Origin of the sequence: Arthrobacter sp. Bi83, from assembly GCF_918698095.1 — a bacterium.
GTDB lineage: Bacteria > Actinomycetota > Actinomycetes > Actinomycetales > Micrococcaceae > Arthrobacter.
The window spans coordinates 32395-50679 of record NZ_CAKKLY010000020.1 but is presented as its reverse complement, the minus strand read 5'-3'; the positions used below and the strand labels follow the sequence as shown (position 1 = coordinate 50679).

The window sequence follows — 18285 nt, the reverse complement described above, 5'->3', positions numbered from 1 at the left end:
GCGCCGGCCGACTGCCCGGACCGGCATCCCGGATCCGTGCACCGCAGGCCGGGGCGCCTCGCGTTTACCACACCCCTTTAGAAAGTGAAAGGAGCGCGCCACCATGCCAGCCCTCCCCCAGCATGTGTTCGACTTCATCTCCCAACCCAACCCCGCAGTCATGGCTACAGTCGACCCCGACGGACGTCCTGTAAGCGTCCAGATCGTCTACCTGATTGAAGATGCCGAGCACATCCTCCTGAGCATCGCTGCAGGTAATTCCCGAGGCGGCCGCCTCCAGCACCTCCGGGATGACCCCCGCATGTCACTTACGGTTCTCAAGAACAATGGCTGGACAGACGCCGTCACCCTCCTGGCAACCGCGGTCGAATTTTTTGAGGACGAAAACCTTCAGATCATCGACGCCATGACGGCTCACTACTTCGGTGGTCCCTACGCGATCCGGAATCCCCGCACCGCGGTCAGGGTCCGCATCGACGAATGGATCGAACACTCCAATGCGGTGTTCCAGGTGCAGCCGAAGAAAGGCGAGACAGTTGGCTGAACTAAACCGCTTTCCCAAAGTGGTATTCAGCCAGGGAAATGAACCGGATGCGCGTTTCAGCCTCGCCAATGAACGCACCTTCCTGGCCTGGATCCGCACAGCACTGGCTTTACTCGCCAGCGGGGTCGCTCTCGAGGCACTCGGCCTCGGTATCCACTCCGGGTACAGGCTTACCGCTTCGGTCCTGCTGATCGTCGCCGGGATACTCTCAGCCATCCAAGCCTGGACCGGATGGAAAAGGACCGAACAGGCCCTCCGGAAGAGTTCCCCCCTTCCCTCCGGCCCGTTCTCGCTCCCACTGACGGTTCTACTGGTGTCGGTCGCGGTCCTTATTCTGCTCGGAATCCTGTTCAGATGACCCCACTATTCGACCCCGGCCTCCAGCCAGAACGCACCGGGCTTGCCTGGCAGCGCACTTGTCTGTCCTTACTTGTCGGCTCGCTGGCCGCGATGAGGGTCCTGCCCCCGACTCTCGGGCCATGGTCGCTGCTTTTGGCTCTCGCAGGTGTTCTCGAAGCAGTCATTTTGCTGCTCCTGGTCCGGCGGAGATACCTCTGGCAGCACCAAACCCTCACGACCTTTCACGGCGAACCGCCCCAAGCCGCCGACGGGCTCCTCCCGGCCGCCCTTGGCTTCACAACCGTGGTTGCCGGGGCTGTTTCACTGGCCCTGGTCCTTACCATTCGGACTTAAGGACGGCATAAACACTACTCCAGCTCCCCTCGCATGGGCAGGACACGATTTGGCTCGTTGGGTGAATCCAAACCCTGCCAACGATGTATCCCTCGAGGATATGGAATACCGGTCCGAGCTATCCGTGCTGCGCCACTACATCGAGAACAGGCTTGCAGCCTTCACGCTGGCCGTCAGCACCAATGACCCAACCGCACTTAAGTCCCTGTTGCAGTCAGTTGGTGTAAGCCTCATAGGGCCGAGCCTAAAAGCTCGGCCGCTGGAGGCCTTGGACATCATCAACTACCTATCTCCCTGGAACCGTCGGTCCCTCCTGACCACAAGCAACCTCACCGTCCAATGCTCCGGGGTATCCCTCCGGTACGCTGCGGTATACCAGCTGTGGCCAACAGCACCTGCCACAAACATTGGGGCGATTTCTTTTGGGATGTTCCGGGGAACCATTGACCGTCTGCGCGGAACGGTCTGCAGGGATCAGTTCATCGGACCAGCCCTGCCGGTATTCATACGATTCCACGACCGGCACAGCCGCTGCTTCCCTGAAAACGGGAATGATGAGCTTGCCAAACTCGTCGGGCTGGAGGACCTCAAACAGCACATTCCGGCCGACATACGTCGAGAAGCCGTCAGCAAGATCCGCGCCGACAAGGCCCGGCAGGGCACCCACAGACACGATGCCGGTGAACTCGCGGTTCACGAGCAAATGCGCCACCACGTCAGCGACGTCCAGGTGTGAACTACAGGACGACGCGTAGTCTTCATGCAGCGGATAGCGCAGCACTCCCTCCCCCTGACGGGCTCGAGCAACGGCGGCAGCAACAGCACATTAAATTCCGGTGGTCGGCCATCTCTTGGCGTCACTTTGGATCGGCCGAATAGATCGTCCGAAGCGACAGACTCAGTTCCAGGTCGGAGCTCAGCTCGCGCCTCCAGGAGTATCCAAACTCGAGTTCTCCAACATATGTAAATAGGTTCTGATGCCCGGTTCAGACCTACCGCCGATAACTTCTCTTATCGGCGGTAGGTGCCAAAAACCCCCGTGTTTTCGCGGATCTTTCCGCCCCAGCCAACGCCCCTGGCAGAGAGATACCGGCTTGCCGAATGTAAACCCTGCGAAGAAAGCGCACCAAAGTAAGCAGCTAGGACCACCACGACACGAGGATCCACCTGCCTGCTGAACGTGCCCCGGCGGACTTTCTTGCCACCACGTCGAGGCTGTCCCCTGCCCTCAGACCTGGAAGTTCTGAGGGGGTGCCGGAAAATACAAGATGTGACGTGGTCCCATTCTCGGGCCATGCGTGCTGATGCTGCAGTCCGGCCGACACCGGGTGAACCAGCGAGCAATCAGCGCGGGCGCGAGAACGGAGGCGAATCCCGGTAATCAGCCCGACGAGAACCGGAAGTCTAGATACCCCACGGTTCTAAGCTGTCAAGCGGCTTGGAGTTCAAGGGTCTGGTTGGTGGTGTGCCAGGCGGTGTCCTCGTTGTAGGTGGTGTGGCGGCGGAGGCAGCCGTGGAGGATCCCGACGAGCCGATTGGCCAGGGCGCGGAGGGCCTGGTGGTGCGTGGCGCCGCGTGAGCGGCGGGCGTCGTAGTAGCCGCGTGCGCCTGGTGAGGCGCTGAGTGCGGCGAAGGCCTGCAGGTCCAGGGCGCCGAGCACCGGCCCCAGACCCGGCTGACTGAGGTAGACCTCAGCGTCCGGGTGCCGGCCAAAAGATTCCTCCACCTGCCTCTGCAGGACCCCGATTTGGGTGTTGAGTTCGTGGATGACAGCAACGAGGGTTGCCGTGGTGGCCGTGTAGGCGTCCTCGATCCCCCGGGCGGGCGGGCAACTGCCGGGAGTGCAGCGCCTCAACGATTTCGCCGGAGCGGGCAGCCACGTAGCGTTGCCGACCGGCGTGCTGCAGAAGCGACTGGACCTTGGTGGACGTGAGCCGGGCCCCGGCCTGCGGGCCGGGTGCGGCGCCGAGCACAGCCATCGCGTCCCGTCCGTGCAGGTCCTCGCCGAACGCGGCCAGCGCGGCCGGGTAGTACTCGCGCAGGTTCGAACGCAGCACGTTCGCCTGCCGCTGCCGGGCCCAGATCAGTGACTGGTGGGCCCTGGCCAGGACCTTGACCTCCTCCGCGACGCCGCTGTCCGCGGCGATCGCCCGGTGCAGCCCCCGGTCAACAGCCACGATCCGGGCCAGCACCAGCGCGTCGCCCTTGTCGGACTTCGCCCCGGCCGCGCCGGTGCGTTGCCGGTAGCGGGCAGACTGCGCCGGGTTGATCGCGTAAACGGTATAGCCGGACGCCAGCAGACCCTGCACCCAGGGCCCCCGGTCGGTTTCAATCCCAACGAGCACATCGGCCGGCGCCGCGCCGTCGGGCAGATACCCTCCGATCACGGCATGCAGCGTCTCGAGCCCGGCCACGCCCTCATCGAGCCTGCGGTGCGCCAGCAACCGGCCCGCCTCGTCCACGACCGCGATGTCGTGGTGGTCCTCCGCCCAGTCGTCGCCGATGAACAGCATTGTCCCGGTCCTTCCGTTGTGGACTCGTCCCGGGCCGCTACGCGGGGGAGGAAGGAACTGGCTGCGGTCTAATGGATCAGTGCTCTACGGCACGACACCCCACCAGCGCTACAGGCCCACCCCACCAGCCGGCGGGGCACGATCTAGACCTAGGCCTCGACAAGGGCCAGGCGCGGCAAGTGCTCACCCACCAGCGGCTCGGATACCCAGCATGCCCCCGAAGGGACCTGCGGGTACACCCCCATTAGGCGTAGCTGGGCTCGACATTGAGAGCAAATCCTTCCCATCTGGCCTCTGTCGCGCGGGAAACAGTGACGGTTTTTTGGCTTAGGCTGTCGTTCGTCGCGCGGCGACCCGCCCGCGCACCGTGGTCCCGCAGGACCACGTAACCCAGAACCACCGGAGGTCTAAATGTTTGTGGAAATCGACGACTACGTCGTGAACCTGGCGAGGGTCGACAACATCGCCATCTCATGTTGCGTTGACGACACGGAAGAGAACCCTTGGGATCTGTCTATCGAGATTGGCGACGATTTCGAATTGAGAGACCCGGTATGGCTCCGTCAAGGGTTCTCCACCGAGAACCGTGCAAAGAGATTCAGGCAAGATGTCATCCGCCGGGCCTTCGCCACTGGAATCTGCACGGCCGAGGACATGGATGAGATCTTTGAGGTGGCCCAACAACCAGTCTGAGTCCACCGGGTTCCGGAGAAAGGCTGAGGCGATCCAGTCGGCGCAAACAATCCGGGGGAGATGAAAACTGAAGCCGCTCGTTTCTGGCACCACTACATGAGTACTGGTTCACCCGGGACACCTGGTGGGAACCCGGCGTAGCGCGGCCGTCGGGAGCGGCGACCTGGTGAGCATCGAATTGTGGCGGGTCCAGGTCCATCTCGGGTCCAACACGGCCCTTAGGACCTTTACACTGCGCCGCACCCCCTGTCCACCCACTGGCTGCTGGAACACATGCGTGACTAGCCTCGGCGGCCACAGTGACCCCTCAAACGATCAGCGGTCAAACCTGGGTCGGGATCCGGGCTGCTCGCGCAGGCGCAAGGCTGGCACTCCGAAGCCTACCCGGAGATGTGCAGGTGAGTTTCTCGCTTCGGGTGCGGGCGTCCGCACCGGATAGTTGACGTTGGACGAAACCTGAGGTCCGGCACATGAAAGAACGTGAGCTTGTGTTTCTGCAGGTCCGTGATGCCGTCTGTGAGGGGCCTAAGGGCGGCCACAAGGCCCCTGAGCCAGCACACGGCCAACGTTCTGTAAGCCATCCCTGAGCCAGACGTGGGGCAGGCGCCCCAGCCGGCGACAGAGCCACCAAAGCCGACCTTCCGAACGCCAGAGGAAGTCGCACCCGCCCTGGGCATCATTAAGTCAAAGCTGCGCAGCTACTGCAGAACCTCAGGGATCCACACCCGGCTCGGCAAACGAATCCTGCTGCACGTGGACGAGGTCCAGCGCCTAGTGGCTTGGATCCGCGACAACCAGAACAGGCCCGACGAGTGGCGGACCGAGCCAGAGCACGATCCATTCGTGTAGCCGCTCTTCCGCCCGCCGCACCTCGCAGACGGCCCAGACATGTAGACTGAAGTGCAGTTGTACCTGTGGATAAGAGGGTGCAGAACAATCGGAATTCTGTGGATAACCTGTGGAATTCCCATTTAGATTTAGTGGGCGACCGTTGCAACGGTCCGTAGCGGGGGAAGCGGTGAGGCACGAATGGCGAATGTTCATGACGTGGCGGCCTACATTTTGAAGAAGAAGAGCAGCATGTCAGCGATGAAGCTGCAGAAGCTCGTGTACTACTCCCAGGCCTGGCACTTGGTGTGGGAAGAACGACCTCTCTTTAGCGAGCGTATTGAGGCGTGGGCCAACGGTCCGGTCTCCCCTGATCTGTACGCGAAGCATCGGCGGCAGTTTATGGTGAGCGACTGGTCTCAGTGGGGCAATTCTGACAACCTCGACGCTGGCGAAAAAGCTTCGATCGACAACGTCCTCGGATTCTACGGTGAACGTCCCGCGCACGAACTCAGCGAGCTGACGCACCGCGAGGATCCTTGGCGAAATGCCCGCGGGGATCTGCCGGCGGGAGCCAACTGCCGTACTGAAATCTCCCACGTCGACATCCACGAGTACTACGATGGGCTCGTCGGCACAAACCCGCTGTAATGGCCGACAAGCGGAGCCGAAATAAGAGCATACCGGCTGTCCCCCCAACAAATGAGAAGACACCATACGCCGATTTCCCCGGTCCGGGGCGTCTTCCTGTTGCCGCGCCACTCAACACTGAAGGACACCTACGGTTCCGCTTTGCGGACGTCGACCACGGCGGAAAATGGCCGCTTACAAAGATCGCCAAAGCTGATCACATCCAACTGCTTAAAAAGCTCAAGCACTATGAGCGCATGACCGTCCATGATGCCAAGCGGACGGGGGCCCTGGCGGACTATGACATGGCGAAATGTCCTAACAAGGACGCCACGAAACGCCTCGCAGAGCAGTTTAACGGGCGCGACGACTTGGCGCGGCTGAAGGTGACAGAAGTTCAGCGTCTCTTGGGCTTTCGGGTCGGCAATGAATTCAGCATCGTGTGGTGGGATCCAGGGCACGCGGTCTGGCCTTCAGGCTAAACGCAAGCTCGGGCACAACCTGGGCACATTTTGGGCACATCTGGTGTGATAACGGGTGATTTCGGGTGATGACTTTCCGTGGAATCTAGGGGATTTCCCTGCCAGCGCAGGCTAGGGAGAGGTTTCAAATCCCACCGTCACCGCGGATGAGAAAGGCCCCGCTTCCCTTGTAAACAAAGGGAAGCAGGGCCTTTCGCTTTGTCTGGAACGTACTCGTAGGCACTGAGCGCAGCGGAAAATCAGATGCGTTGGACTGTGTGGTTGCCGGCGCGCACGTACGGCGACTGGCGGCCGCCCTGTCGTCGGGGCGGCCGCCAGTATCAGTGCGCTGCGGGCTTTTAGTGCTCGGTGCCTGCCGCAGCAGCCTTCTTGGCGTTCTTCTCGGCGTCCTTCCCGGCGCGCAGAGCCTCCGTCTCGTGCTGTTCCTCGGCTTTTTCCTGGTGGATGACCTCTGCGAAGAGCTTCTCCATCTCCTTGGCCACGCCGGCGGCTGAGGCCGGGTTCTGGCCGGTCACCAGCCGGTCGTCGACCACGACCTTTTCCTCAAAGACACCAGCGGAGACATGGGTGGCGCCCTGTTCCTCAAGTCGGTCTGCCAAAAAGAACGGGATGACCTTGTCCTTCCCTGCGGCAACCTCCTCGTCGTTGGTGAAGGCGGCAACCTTCCTGCCCTCGACGAGGCGGAACCCGTTCTCCAATTCCACCTTCAGCAGGCCGGCCGGTCCGTGGCAGACCGCGCCCACCAAGCCGCCGGCGTTGTAGACGCTGGCCACCAGATTCTGCAAGCCTTCGCTGTCCGGGAAGTCCCACATGGTGCCGTGGCCGCCCACGAGGAAGACGGCGTCGTACTGTGCGGGATCAACGACGTCGACGCGGGCAGTGTTGTAGAGACCGGCGCGCGTGGTCTCGTCCTCGGTGAAGGCGACCTGGATGGGATCTGCTGAGTCCACCTCGTCACGCGGGGGCTGGCCGCCCTGGATGGACGCAAAGTCGACGAAATGCCCGGAATCCTTGAAGACCTTCCAGGGATGTGCAGCTTCGGCCACGTTGTAGCCGGTCTTCTCTCCGGTATCGCCGATCTCGGAAACGCTGGTCAGTACCATAAGGATTTTCTTCATGAAGTGTTCCTTTCGTCTAACTTCGACCCATTGCTTTGCCCGTCTGCCTTGCCCGTTCCGGCGGTGGGCGGCCGGTCCTACATTTCGTCCGGCCGCTGGTCTCCCTTGTGGCCGCGCAGATTCTCCTGGACCTTGCCAAACAGATCCTTGATGGTGGTTTCGGTGTTGGTCAGCATGTCCGGCTGGACGTACACTTTCTGAGTCGGGGACACGCTGTAATTCGTCTGCAGCCCTGCGGTGCCATCCACACCGTCCAGGGCGATGATCACCCCAGTGTCCTTACGCACGATGGCGCCGATGCGGCCAAATACCAGGGTGGCGTCGTCGGGCTGGAAACTGACTGTCAGCCCGACGTGTGTCCTGTTGAGATCGGTGGCCGCCACAGCTTTCTCGTTGCCGGTCCCTGCGTAGTTCATGACTTCTCCTTGCGTTAGAGAGCGACGTACGTCAGCAGTCTATGGCGGGGTGTTAAGTCAGTACAGGCCGCCCAGCCAGGGATATAGACGGGGGCATTGAGCCGAGGGGCGGACAGCGCTTGAATGGACTACAGAGCGCAATCAGCAGGAGGCCACGGTGGATTCGCACGGCACCAGAAGTACCGACTATGTGTTCCGTACTGTGTGGCGTGTGGCCGGAACGCCGGACGAAGTGGCAGACATCCTGGGCGAACCCTCCACCCTGCCGGACTGGTGGCCCTCGGTCTATCTGGCGGTGGAACGCATCCACCCGGGCGGGGAGAACGGCGTCGGGCGGATGGCCAGGCTGCTCACCAAGGGATGGCTCCCCTATACCCTCCGCTGGACATTCACCGTCACGTCACCGATCACCACCAGCGGCTTCACGATCCGGGCTGCCGGCGACCTCGACGGAACGGGCCGGTGGGTTTTCGAACAGGACGGCCCGGAAACCGTCGTCACGTACGACTGGCAGGTCAGCGCCCACAAACCGCTGCTCCGGCGCCTGAGCTGGCTGCTGAAGCCGGCGTTCGCAGCCAACCACCGCTGGGCCATGGCGCGGGGGCAGGAAAGCCTGGCACTCGAACTGCGCCGCCGCCGGTCAGGCGCGGAACCCCACTCCGTACCCGCGCCACCGCCGCCCACGTTCCCGCGTGTGGCGGGGCGTGGGCGGCGGACGGCTTGATTATCCTCACGGGTTCAGGTCAGGCATTGGCCAGCTCTGGCTCCTTCGGTGCCTCGTCGCGGCGCCCCTTCGGCCTGGCGAACCTCAGGTAGAGCGACGGAACCACGAAGAGGTTGAGCAACGTGGACGTCACCAGTCCGCCGAGGATGACCAGCGCCATGGGATGTTCGATCTCGTGGCCCGGGATGTTGCCAAGGACCACCAGCGGAACGAGGGCCAGCCCCGTCGCGAGGGTGGTCATCAGGATCGGCGAGAGCCGCTCCCCGGCACCGCGCAGCACCAGCTCGGGACCAAACTTCATCCCCTCGTGTCTCTCCAGGTGCTGGCAGTGGTTGACGAGCAGGATGCCGTTGCGTGCCGCGATGCCCATGACGGTCAGGAAGCCCACAATCGAGCCCAGTGACAGCACCCCGCCTCCCATGAAGGCGGCGAACACGCCGCCCACGAGGGCGATCGGCAGGGTGAGGATGACCAGCGTGGCCAGGCGCCAGCTCCCGAAGGCAACCTGCAGGAGCAGGTAAATCACGGCAAGAGCCGCGATGGCGAGGGTCAGCAGCGTCCGGGTCGCTTCCTGGCGCTCCGCGAACTCTCCCTTGATTTCCGTATGAAAACCCGGAGGCATTTCCACCTTGGTGAGCCCTTCCTCCATCGCCGCCACCACCGTGCCCAGTGAACCGTCCTTCACGTTGGCCTCGATGTCGATGCGCCTGGAATGGGCATCGCGCTCGATGACGTTCGGTGTCGGCCTGAGCTGGACGCTTGCCACATCGGACAGCAGGACCCGCTTCCCGCTGGGGGTGTCTATGGGAAGGTTCCGGATGCTGGTGATGTCGGAGCGGAGACCCACGGGGCTCCACACCTGGACGTCGTAGGCCTTGCCACCCCGGTAGACGTCGCCCACTTCTTCACCGGCCACCAGCGTCGCCGCGGCCCGCCTGACGTCGCCCGGCTTCAGCCCGAGGCTCTGGGCTTTTGCCAGGTCAACTTCGACTTCGATCTGCGGCACGTCCACCTGCAGCGCCGTATGGACATCCGTCGCACCCTCGGTACTGCTGAAGATGCCCTTGATTTCCGCTGCCTTCTTGCGCAGGAGCGCCAGGTCATCGCCGTATAGGCGTACGACGACGGCGTTGCTGGCGCCCGTGAGAACCTCACGGATTCTCTCCTTCAGATACGTCTGGACGTCGCGGTGAATGCCGGGATAGCCTTCCACGACTTCCTTGACGCTGGCGAGCGTCGTGTTGTAATCCGCGGCGGGGTCGATGCTGATCCAGTTTTCGCCGAAGTTCACCCCCACCACTTCGTCGGCCGCGAACGCCTGGCCGATGTGTGAGCCGCAGTTCCGTACGCCCTTGATGGTGAGGAGTTCTGCGCAGGCCTTCTGGCTGACGCGGTACTCCTCCTCCACCGACGTACCAGGCTGGGTCACCCAGTGCATCAGGAAGTCCCGCTCCTTGAAGTCCGGCAGCAGCGACTGGCCCAGCAGCGGTGCAGTCAGGGCGCCCACCGCCGCCATGGCGCCGAACGCCGCATACCCTGCCACCGGTCGCCGGACCATCTTGCTCAGGATCCGGCGGTAGCCCCGCTTGAGCACACGGACCAGCGGCGGCTCCTGTTCCTTGAGCGGGACCTTGCGCATGAAGATCAGCGCAAGGGCCGGCGTGACGGTCAGTGCTACCAGCATGGAGGCCAGCACGGCCAGGGTGTAGGAGATGGCCAGCGGCCTGAAGAAAGCACCCGTCAGGCCCTGGAGGAAGAAGATCGGCACCGCGGCGGCGATGATGATCAGCGTGGCGTAGATGATAGGTCCGCGCACTTCCAGCGAGGCCTCCAGGACCACCGAGGCGGTGGAGCGGGTTCCGCCCTGTGCCCGGTGCTGCCTGAGTCTTCGGATGATGTTCTCGATGTCGATGATGGCATCATCGACCACGACCCCGACGGCAATCACCAGCCCGGCCAGGACCATGGTGTTCACCGTGGTGCCGGTGAGGTAGAGGACGGACGCCGCCGTCACGAGCGACAACGGGATGGCGATCAGGCTGATGAGTGCTGTCCTCCACTGGAAGAGGAAGGCTCCCAGCACGAGCACCACGAGGATGCAGCCGAGCAGGAGCGCGCGGCTGAGGTTGTTCAGGGACTCCTCGATGAAGCTGGCCGGCCGGAAAATTTCCGTGTCAACGTTGATGCCGCTGAGCCCGGGCTGCATCTGCGCCAGCGCTTCCTCGACACCCTTGGTGACTTCCAGGGTGTTGCCCCAGGGGAGCTTTTCGACGATGAGCATCAGCCCGTCACCCTGGTTGATGACGGCGTCACCGATGAGCGGCTGCTGGTCTTCCACCACTGTGGCGACGTCGCCGAGCTTCAGGGGTGTGCCGTTGCGCTGCTCAATGGTCACCTCCGCGAGGTCCTTTGCGGTGGTGATGGGCAGCACGTGCTGGACGCTGATCCGCTGGTTCGGCGTGCCGATGAAGCCGCCGGTGCCTATGACGGCACCTGGCGAGTACTTCAGCAAACCGGCATCCAGCGCATCGGCAGTGACTTCCATGACCTCGTTCAGGGTGACGTCCTTGGCCTTCATCTTTTCCGGGATGGCCTGGACCTGGAGCATCTGCAGGCGTTCGCCCCAGATGGCAACGTTTGCCACGCCGGGAACCCGCAGCAGGTGTGCCCGGATTTTCCAGTACGTGATCATGGACATCTCGATCAGCGAGCGTTCATCCGAGGTCAGGCCGATTTTCATGACCCGGCTCGTGGATGAAAGCGGCTGCAGCATCACCGGCGGCGCCGCCCAGGTGGGCAGCGTCGGGGTGACCGTAGCTATCCGTTCTGAGACGAGCTGGCGGGCCTTGAGCAGGTCCGTGCCCGGTGCGAAGATAAGCACGATCGAAGACAGCTGGGGTACCGATTTGGACCGCAGGTCCTCCAGCCGCTCAACGCCGTTCAGGGCATCTTCGAGCGGAACGGTCACCAGCTGCTCCACCTCGGAGGCGGTCAGGCCGATGCAGATAGTCTGGATTTCGACCTTCGGCGGGGCGAATTCGGGAAAGACGTCCACTGAAGCCGTGCTGAGCTGGACGCCCCCGAACGCCATCATGCCCACCGCGATGGCCACCACCAGCGCCCGGAATTTCAGGCTGAACCCGACAATCCGGCGCATCTCAGTGCGCCGTGTCGAATTCGGCGCCGAAGAGTTCCGCGGCACCTACGGTGACAACATCAGTTCCTGCTGCCGGGCCGGTGCGGAGCCGGACCACGTTGGCCGTGATCCGGTCAACCGTGACGGCAGCCCTGATGTACGTCCGGGGCTCCGGGTTGGTGTAAACCCAGGTCTTGCCGGTGGCATCGTAGATCAACGCCCCGTACGGGACTTCCAGTGCGCCGCCTGCGCCCTTTGTAACCTTGGCAGTCGCCAGCGACAGCCTCTCAACAGCCTTGTCCGTCAGTGTCAGCCGGCTCAGGTCCCCTCCGGCCTCTTCCTTGGTGGCCGCGGCCACCCCTGCCGGCGCGGCTTCTTTCTTGACTGCGGCGCATCCGCTAAGTCCCACGGAGACTGCCCAGGCCAAGACGAGAAGAAGACGCCAGCCCCCAAAACCACCATTGCTTTTCATGACAATTCCGACCTCTCTTGCAAAACCGGACCGTTGTTAATCACCAAAGAACTTCCCCAGTCCGTGTTGGCGGCCGGACCAAGACGAAGGAAGAGGATTGGCAGGATGTACAGGGTCAGCAGGGCCGTGGTGATCAGGCCGCCCCACACGATAAGCGCCAGCGGAAGCAGCATGCCTGCACCGACGGGACCACCCAGCAGCACCAGCGGTACGAGCGCCAGGCCGGTAATAACAGTGGTCAATACCGTCGGCTGGAGACGCTCGGAGGCCGCCCGCTTCATGTTCACCGACGCCGGCGCCGAGGGAGCCTGCGCCTGCAGGGACTGATAGGTCCCCATCAGCACGACCGCATCCCGGATGGCAAACGCCAGCACGGCTGCCAGCGCCACCAAGACATACACCGAGCCGAAGCCCCCGGTCAGATCGGCCGCAACCACGCCGCCGGACAAGGCCACCGGCAGCAGCACGAAGACCAGCCCCGCAAGCCGCCAACTGCCAAGGACCGTCAGCAGCAGCACCAGGATGCCGATCGCCGCAGCCGCGGCCAGCCACCAGATCAGTGCGCCGGCGGACTGCTGCTCGCCGAACTGCTTGGGGATCTCCGCGTGGTATTCCAACGGGAACTGCATTCCCTTGATCGCAGCCTGAACTTCATTGGTGACGTCGCCAAGGCTCCTGCCCTGCAGATCAGCCACCACATCCACACGGCGGGACGTGTCGTCGTGGTTGATCACGGTCTGGTTCGGGCTGAGCCTGACCTTCGCTACGTCGCCAAGCCGGACCTGCCCGCCCTCTGGCTTGTCAACCAGCATGTCCTCGACGCTGGTCAAGCTGTTGCGCGTGCTCTGCGTGCCCTTGACGATGACCTGGAACACCTTCTGCTGCTCGAACAGGAACCCAACCTCGATGCCCTGCAGCACAGTGGCAGCGGCACGCCTCACATCGCCGGGCTTGATGCCCTGCTTCTGGGCAGCCGCCAGATCCACCTCGATCTCGGCTACGGGCTGGTCGACGGTGACATCCACCCGCGGGTCAACGACGCCGTTCGTGCGTGACAGGATCTGGCGGATTTCATCGGCCTTCTCCCGCAGAATCGCCAAATCAACGCCATAAACGCGCACCCTGAACTGACGGTCGTCCACCGCGGCGGCGGCGCTAACCTGCTGCTCCGGGTAGGTGGTTACCTTCGCTGTCAGGCCGGGGTAGCCCTCCACGATCTCGCGGACATCAGACCGTACCCTGGTGAAGTTCATGCCTTCGTCCATGGTGACCCAGAGTTCACCGGAACTCACGTTCGACGAGTGGTCCGAGGTGATGGCCCGTCCCACATGGCCGCCCACCGCCGAGACTCCACGAACCTTGCTCAGCTCTTCTCCGGCGTTCGTCATCACCCTGTTCATAACATCCGGACTCGTCCCCGCGGCGGCTTCCCACTCCACGAGGAGGGTCCGGTCAGGCACGGAACCCACAATGGGCAAGTCCTTGGTCAGGCCCGGCACCACGGCAACCGCTGCGATCGCCATGACCGCCGCCGTGATCGCCACGATGGGAGCAAGGGCCCCGGTGAACGAACCCGTTGACCGGCGGTAACCGAGCTTCATCTTGCGGATTGCCGACAGGCTCCGGCGGGGCCGCCTGGCCCCGCGCAGCAGCAGGCTGGCCAGCGCCGGCGTGACGGTCAGGGCCACCAGCATCGCCACAGCCGTGGCCAGCAGGTAGGACAGCACCAGCGGTTTGAGGAAGGCCCCGTCCACGCCCGGCACAAACAGTGCAGGCGCCAGCGCCAGCAGCGCGGCCAGACCGGCGAACAGGACAGGAACCCGGGAACGCTGCAGCCCATGCGCGAGAAGGCTCTCCCGCGCCGCCCTGTCACCGGTCGCTTCGCTCCGGAAACTGTGCAGGTCCAGAATGACGTCACCGATGACGACCACCAAGGCCAGGATCAGTCCGGCGAAGGCCATCGTATTAAGCACGGCCCCCTGGAACTGCAGCACCAGTGCCGCGGCCATCGCAGCCACAGCAATGGCAACAAAGGCAAGCAGCGCATACCGCCAGGACCGGAAAGCCAGCCCGATAGCGGCCGTCACCACCAGCAGGCTTACCAGCAACGCCACACCCAGCCCGCTCACAGCGGACTCGACGAACGATGCCGGACGGAACACGGTCGAATCCACCGTGATCCCCGTGAGGCCCGGGCGGAGTCCGTCAAGAACATCCTCGATGCGCTTCGTCACATCCCCAACGCTGGTATCCGGGAACTTCTCGATTACCAGCAGCAGGCCCGGCGACTTGCCGGTAACGGCATCGCCGATCAGCGGCTGGTGGTCCTCGCTCAGCGTGGTCACATCGGAGAGCTTCAGCGACTTGTCAGCCGCACCCTCGACGCTGACTTTTCCAAGGTCCGCGGGAGTCCTGATGGGAAGCACGTGCTGGATGCCGATTCGCTGGTTCGCGGACTCCAGGAACCCGCCGGTGCCTGGCGTGGACGCCTCAAGGAAACTGAGGGGCGAAACCCACACAGCGTTACCGGCCGTCTCAATCACCTGGCCAAGCGTGACGTTCTTCGCGCGGAGCTTTTCCGGATCCACCTGGACCTGGAGCTGCTGCTCGCGTTGGCCGTAGATGGACACGTTCGCCACGCCGGGAACGCCCATGAGCGCGGGCTTGATGTCCCAGCGTGCCAAGACCGACATGTCGATCGGCGAGACTTCGTCGGAGGTCAGCTGGACCATCATGACGCGGCTCGTCGAGGACAGCGGTTGCATCAGCACCGGCGGAGTGGAGACGTTCGGCAGGGCAAACGCCTGCGTCAGCCGTTCCGCCACCAGCTGGCGTGCCCGGAAAATATCCGTGCCCGGCTCAAAGACCATCTCAATGGATGACAGGCCCGGAACGGACTTAGAGCGTATCTCGTCGAGCCAGGCTACGCCGTTGAGCAGGTCCGCCTCCATGGGCGACGTGATGAGCTGCTCAACTTCGACGGCGGACAGGCCCAACGCCTCGGTTTGAATTTCCACATGCGGTGGAGCAAATTCGGGAAGATTATCCACCGGCATGGACGGCAGGGCGGTAATTCCGAACCCTAAAATGCCGGCAGCAGTGGCCAAAACGATCAAACGAAACTTAAGACTCCAGCGGACAAGCCAACCGGTCATATCCTCAGCCCCCATCGCGATTGGCTCCGGCAGCGTTGCCGGGTCCAATAACTGATGCGCCTTATTCAGGATCACCCGCAGCGGCGTTGCCGCGGGTGAATGCCGAGCTGCCTCCCACAACCCTGCACGCCTCCGGCAGAGCCGGGGGCGGTGCTGGCTGCGGGAGTGATGGACAAGCGCGGCCAGACTATGAGCTGTAATTCCTATCCGAATTGAACTTATCCAATTCGTGGACAAGCGAGACCAAGTTCATTCTGACATAGGGAAATGGGCATATCAACGGACTTTCCGCCTATTTATCGGGCGTTTTATCGGTCCTGGCATGATTTATCGTTGCATCATTCATTGGCCGCACCCGGCCATCCGATCGGCAGCGCCGCAGGCCACCCGGCGGCCGGTTCACCCGGCCGAGCTCCGCATGCTTCCAGGGTCCGGATGTCACAATCCGGGCACCAAATCGGCCAGGGGGCCGTGGCTTCGTTGACTCAGGCAAAAAGGGCCGCAATGTTAATGCCATGAGGCTTCAGCGAATCAACAATGGACTGATAGGCACGACGGCGGCTGCCGCCCTGGCGCTTTTGCTCACCGCCTGCGGACCAAGCCAGCCGGCCGGCCAGTCGGGCACGGAACCGGCGGCAGGATCCGCCTCCGCGAGCACCGGCCAAGCGGCCCCCGAAACGTCCGCCCCGCCGTCGTCCTCGTCGGCAGCGGCGCCTTCAGCGACGCCGACCAGGCCCACAGCCGCCAGCGCCACATCCTCGCCGGCATCCACCGGTGCCGGAAGCCAGCTCTGCAAGGCATCCGCCCTGAAAGCCTCCACGGATTCCACCGGCGGCGGCGCCGCCGGCAGCGTCTACATGCAGCTGATCCTGACCAACAGCGGCACGGCTTCCTGCCACCTCAAGGGCTTCGCCGGCGTCTCGCTGACCAGCGGCCCCAACGGCAAGCCGATCGGCGCGCCCGCCCAGCGGGACACGTCCGCGCCGGTGACCGATGTGCTGCTGGCTCCCGGACAAGCGGGAAGCGCCGTGCTGCGCTACACGCAGGCCCACAACTACCCTGACTGCGTCCGTGTGCAGGCTGCAGGATTCCGGATCTACCCGCCCGAGGACACAGCTTCCCTTTTCGTGGCCAGGCCGTCAGACGCCTGCAGCAACGCCTCCATTGAGCTCTTGACTGTCGGTGCGTTCCAGGCCCGCTGATTAGGGCACATGTTCCGGTCCTGCAGCTGTTTCTCCGCCGTGCATCCGTCAGTACACTGTCGGTTACGTCAGGTCTTTGCCGGCAGGCCGGGGCCGACGCAGGTTTGGGCCCCGGGCTGGCTACCGTTTAAGGCAGGTTGATCTACGTGACGTCGCTTTGGTTGGACCGCACCGACACTTTCAGCGGAGACGACTTCCGCCAGGGGGAGGCGTACGACACTGTCATCGTTGGCGCCGGCCTCACGGGACTGGTCACGGCGCTCCTGCTGGCACGATCAGGTAAGAACGTCCTCGTGCTCGAAGCCAGGAGCCCTGGCGCCGTGACCACCGGCAACACCACAGCCAAAGTCACGCTGCTGCAGGGAACCGTCCTCTCGGAGCTCCGGCAGCAGTACTCCGAGAAGATTGTGGATGCCTATGTGGCGGCCAACCGCGAAGGGCAGGCCTGGCTGCTGAGGTATCTGGAAACCCGCAGGCTTCCGTTCCAGGAACGTGACGCCTATACCTACGCCACCACGCCGAAGGGTGCCGAAACGCTACGCGCGGAGCTCGCCGTGGCACTGGCCGCCGGCGTCGAGGTGGACTACGTGCGCGACGCCGGCCTCCCGTTCCCCGTCCACGGATCCGTGCGCCTCCGCGGGCAGGCCCAGATTAATCCCATGGACGTTGTCCTTGCCCTGGCCGAGGACGTCCGCTCGCACGGCGGCACCATCGTGTCCGGCGTCCGGGTCCAGAATGTGAGCGGAACAGGCCCGTCCACGGTCGAGACGGACCGCGGTGCGGTGCGCGCCAACGAAGTGGTGCTGGCCACCGGCACGCCGATCCTGAACCGCGGCCTGTACTTTGCCAAGCTCAAGCCCAACCGCTCCTACGCCGCCGCGCTGGAGCTGTCCGGATCTTCGGCGCCGCCCGAGGGCATGTACCTGTCCGTGGAGCAACCGGTCCGGTCGTTGCGCGACTACCCGGCGGACGGCCGGCGCCTGCTGCTGGTGGGCGGCAACGGCCATCCGGTAGGGACGTCAGGGTCGGAGCAGGCGCACCTGGACGAGCTCCTGGCCTGGGCGGGCTCGCACTTTCCCGGCTCCGCGGTGACGCACACGTGGTCCGCCCAGGATTACCAGGCCTCGAACCTCATGCCTTTCTTCGGAAAACTTCCCCGCGGCCGGGGCCGGATTTTCTTCGCCACCGGGTACAACAAGTGGGGAATGACCAACGCAGTGTCCGCGTCGCTCAGCATCGCCGCGGACATCCTCGGCGGCCACTTGCCGTGGGCCGACACCATCCACCGCCGTGTCACGTCCCCGCTGGGCGCAGCATCCGCCGTGGCGCTCAACGCCGGCGTGGCAGCCACGATCGCGAAGGACTGGGGCAAGGCCGGACTGAAGAAACTGCCCCAGTACGGCACCGCCGCGCCGGCGGAAGGCACGGGCACCGTCACCCTTCGCGGCCGCAAGCCGGTGGCAACGTCGACAGTGAACGGGGCATCCTGCTCCCTGTCCGCCGTCTGCACGCATCTGGGTGGAATCGTGCACTGGAACGACAATGAGAAATCCTGGGACTGCCCCTTGCACGGCTCCCGCTTCAGCAGCGACGGGCAGCTGCTCGAAGGGCCGGCAACACACAACCTTCCGCCGGCCGAGTAGCCGCTTCTGGCCGGCTCACGCCCGCAATCCAAGGCG

General features: G+C 63.8%; 15 protein-coding genes and 1 pseudogene. 10 read left to right on the top strand and 6 right to left on the bottom strand.

The features are described 5' to 3' along the window. The first annotated feature begins 103 nt into the window (after positions 1-103). The 4 genes from LQ144_RS11300 (at position 104) to LQ144_RS11285 (ending at position 1973) form a co-directional block, all read left to right on the top strand. Positions 104-544, top strand: a complete 441-nt coding sequence (locus tag LQ144_RS11300; RefSeq protein WP_230118801.1) for a pyridoxamine 5'-phosphate oxidase family protein — start codon at positions 104-106, stop codon at positions 542-544. After that, positions 537-902: a DUF202 domain-containing protein gene (locus tag LQ144_RS11295; RefSeq protein WP_230118800.1), complete on the top strand. Its 366-nt coding sequence runs from the start codon at positions 537-539 to the stop codon at positions 900-902. The genes LQ144_RS11300 and LQ144_RS11295 overlap by 8 nt, the downstream gene beginning before the upstream one ends. After that, positions 899-1237 (top strand): DUF202 domain-containing protein, encoded by a 339-nt coding sequence (locus LQ144_RS11290; RefSeq protein WP_230118799.1) that lies wholly within the window; start codon positions 899-901, stop codon positions 1235-1237. Before LQ144_RS11295 ends, LQ144_RS11290 begins: the two co-directional genes overlap by 4 nt. Positions 1238-1361: 124 nt before the next feature. Further along, positions 1362-1973 (top strand): hypothetical protein, encoded by a 612-nt coding sequence (locus LQ144_RS11285; protein WP_230118798.1) that lies wholly within the window; start codon positions 1362-1364, stop codon positions 1971-1973. Positions 1974-2666: 693 nt separating this feature from the next. Here LQ144_RS11285 and LQ144_RS11280 read toward each other — a convergent pair. Next, positions 2667-3750: pseudogene (locus LQ144_RS11280) on the bottom strand (IS110 family transposase). 411 nt (positions 3751-4161) lie between these two features. On the opposite strand from LQ144_RS11280, the gene LQ144_RS11275 reads away from it, so the two are divergent. The 3 genes from LQ144_RS11275 to LQ144_RS11265 all read left to right on the top strand — a co-directional run bounded on the left by LQ144_RS11275 (position 4162) and on the right by LQ144_RS11265 (position 6383). Continuing rightward, positions 4162-4443 (top strand): hypothetical protein, encoded by a 282-nt coding sequence (locus tag LQ144_RS11275; RefSeq protein WP_230118797.1) that lies wholly within the window; start codon positions 4162-4164, stop codon positions 4441-4443. A 1047-nt stretch (positions 4444-5490) separates the two neighbouring features. Continuing rightward, positions 5491-5922: a type II toxin-antitoxin system antitoxin SocA domain-containing protein gene (locus LQ144_RS11270; RefSeq protein ID WP_230118796.1), complete on the top strand. Its 432-nt coding sequence runs from the start codon at positions 5491-5493 to the stop codon at positions 5920-5922. After that, positions 5922-6383 (top strand): hypothetical protein, encoded by a 462-nt coding sequence (locus tag LQ144_RS11265; RefSeq protein ID WP_230118795.1) that lies wholly within the window; start codon positions 5922-5924, stop codon positions 6381-6383. The genes LQ144_RS11270 and LQ144_RS11265 overlap by 1 nt, the downstream gene beginning before the upstream one ends. A 338-nt stretch (positions 6384-6721) precedes the next feature. Here the strand turns inward: LQ144_RS11265 and LQ144_RS11260 are convergent, their stop codons facing one another. Together LQ144_RS11260 and LQ144_RS11255 are read right to left on the bottom strand one after the other, a co-directional pair. Continuing rightward, positions 6722-7501 carry a type 1 glutamine amidotransferase domain-containing protein gene (locus LQ144_RS11260; RefSeq protein WP_230118794.1) on the bottom strand — a complete coding sequence of 260 codons (780 nt, stop codon included), beginning with the start codon at positions 7499-7501 and terminating at the stop codon, positions 6722-6724. Between the two features lie 77 nt (positions 7502-7578). Further along, positions 7579-7917: a hypothetical protein gene (locus LQ144_RS11255; protein ID WP_230118793.1), complete on the bottom strand. Its 339-nt coding sequence runs from the start codon at positions 7915-7917 to the stop codon at positions 7579-7581. Between the two features lie 157 nt (positions 7918-8074). Here LQ144_RS11255 and LQ144_RS11250 point away from each other — a divergent pair, with 157 nt between their 5' ends. Next, positions 8075-8641, top strand: a complete 567-nt coding sequence (locus LQ144_RS11250; protein WP_230118792.1) for an SRPBCC family protein — start codon at positions 8075-8077, stop codon at positions 8639-8641. Between the two features lie 19 nt (positions 8642-8660). On the opposite strand, the gene LQ144_RS11245 is transcribed toward LQ144_RS11250, so the two are convergent. Genes LQ144_RS11245 through LQ144_RS11235 form a run of 3 tightly spaced genes read right to left on the bottom strand, consistent with a single transcriptional unit; the run spans position 8661 to position 15404 of the window. Next, the gene (locus tag LQ144_RS11245) at positions 8661-11798 is read right to left on the bottom strand and encodes an efflux RND transporter permease subunit (RefSeq protein ID WP_230118791.1); all 3138 of its coding nucleotides are present in this window, start codon (positions 11796-11798) and stop codon (positions 8661-8663) included. Position 11799: 1 nt separating this feature from the next. Further along, positions 11800-12249, bottom strand: a complete 450-nt coding sequence (locus tag LQ144_RS11240; protein WP_230118790.1) for a hypothetical protein — start codon at positions 12247-12249, stop codon at positions 11800-11802. After that, complete coding sequence (locus LQ144_RS11235) at positions 12246-15404, bottom strand: efflux RND transporter permease subunit (protein WP_230118789.1); 3159 nt, start codon at positions 15402-15404, stop codon at positions 12246-12248. Before LQ144_RS11235 ends, LQ144_RS11240 begins: the two co-directional genes overlap by 4 nt. Positions 15405-15919: 515 nt before the next feature. Here LQ144_RS11235 and LQ144_RS11230 point away from each other — a divergent pair. Next, a complete protein-coding gene (locus LQ144_RS11230; RefSeq protein ID WP_230118788.1) occupies positions 15920-16606 on the top strand; it encodes a DUF4232 domain-containing protein in 687 nt (228 codons plus the stop codon). A gap of 146 nt (positions 16607-16752) precedes the next feature. Next, positions 16753-18249: an FAD-dependent oxidoreductase gene (locus LQ144_RS11225; protein WP_230118787.1), complete on the top strand. Its 1497-nt coding sequence runs from the start codon at positions 16753-16755 to the stop codon at positions 18247-18249. Positions 18250-18285: the final 36 nt, after the last annotated feature.

Bases quoted from the DNA above. Each gene is read 5' to 3' on its own strand.
- LQ144_RS11300 (WP_230118801.1), top strand. From the start codon at position 104: ATGCCAGCCCTCCCCCAGCATGTGTTCGACTTCATCTCCCAACCCAAC.
- LQ144_RS11290 (WP_230118799.1), top strand. From the start codon at position 899: ATGACCCCACTATTCGACCCCGGCCTCCAGCCAGAACGCACCGGGCTT.
- LQ144_RS11275 (WP_230118797.1), top strand. From the start codon at position 4,162: ATGTTTGTGGAAATCGACGACTACGTCGTGAACCTGGCGAGGGTCGAC.
- LQ144_RS11265 (WP_230118795.1), top strand. From the start codon at position 5,922: ATGGCCGACAAGCGGAGCCGAAATAAGAGCATACCGGCTGTCCCCCCA.
- LQ144_RS11260 (WP_230118794.1), bottom strand. From the start codon at position 7,501: ATGAAGAAAATCCTTATGGTACTGACCAGCGTTTCCGAGATCGGCGAT.
- LQ144_RS11255 (WP_230118793.1), bottom strand. From the start codon at position 7,917: ATGAACTACGCAGGGACCGGCAACGAGAAAGCTGTGGCGGCCACCGAT.
- LQ144_RS11245 (WP_230118791.1), bottom strand. From the start codon at position 11,798: ATGCGCCGGATTGTCGGGTTCAGCCTGAAATTCCGGGCGCTGGTGGTG.
- LQ144_RS11240 (WP_230118790.1), bottom strand. From the start codon at position 12,249: ATGAAAAGCAATGGTGGTTTTGGGGGCTGGCGTCTTCTTCTCGTCTTG.
- LQ144_RS11235 (WP_230118789.1), bottom strand. From the start codon at position 15,404: ATGACCGGTTGGCTTGTCCGCTGGAGTCTTAAGTTTCGTTTGATCGTT.
- LQ144_RS11230 (WP_230118788.1), top strand. From the start codon at position 15,920: ATGAGGCTTCAGCGAATCAACAATGGACTGATAGGCACGACGGCGGCT.